Source organism: Bartonella sp. TT110JLCBS, assembly GCF_042193405.1.
Lineage (GTDB): Bacteria > Pseudomonadota > Alphaproteobacteria > Rhizobiales > Rhizobiaceae > Bartonella.
Map to the genome: position 1 here is coordinate 1 of NZ_JBHILT010000192.1, position 770 is coordinate 770.

A 770-nucleotide genomic window follows, 5' to 3' on the forward strand; every position below is an offset into this window, starting at 1 on the left:
CCATCCGCATTGAGAGAAGAACCTTGATGCTCAAAACTCTCTTCATTTTCTGTCTTTCCCTCACTCCCGTATATCGACACAAAGCCCTTACCTGATCCCACACCAAAACCCGTTTCATGCTCCTCTGAATGGCTTTTATGATGATCTGTCATGCCATCAATCGTCACACTTTCTCCGCTCACATTGATATCTTGACCGGAAAGAAGATGAGAAGCAGAAATCTTGGCTTCTCCTTGTGCGTCTAACACGATGTTGCCCGTCGCCCCAAGGATAGAGGAGACCGTTGTGGTATGCGATTGAGATGTATCGGAAGATTTCTCATGCAAAAAGCCACTTGAAGACGATTGTGCTTGCTGATCCAAGTGTTCTTGGGCGCCTTTGATGACAATCTTTCCCCCAGAGTGAATGGTAATATCCGCTTGTTTCTGTTCTCCTGGTGCTTTCTCTCCTGACGTTTCCTCTGCCTTACCGGCTACGAGCGTCGAGGCTACAACTTCCGTGTTGTTTCCGGAATCAATGGCAACGCCTTCACCCCCTGTTATGCTTGACCCCACAACTTGGCTCACATCCATCTTGTTATGCTCAGATTTACTGCTACTAAACACCCCACCGTCTTTATGGTACGACATCTCATAATGTAAGCTATCCTCTGCATTATTGATCAGGACATCGTTGCTGGCTTTCAGCCCTACCTTGCCATCAGCCGCAATGGAACTGCCTGTGATGCTAAGATCATGCGGTTTGCCATCCTGCCCTGCAATGACAGTGGT

At 47.9% G+C, this 770-nt stretch carries 1 protein-coding gene; it reads right to left on the reverse strand.

Annotated elements, in window-relative coordinates:
- Positions 1-770: hemagglutinin repeat-containing protein (locus tag ACFILW_RS10380; RefSeq protein WP_375685799.1), on the reverse strand; the 770-nt coding region annotated here is incomplete at both ends.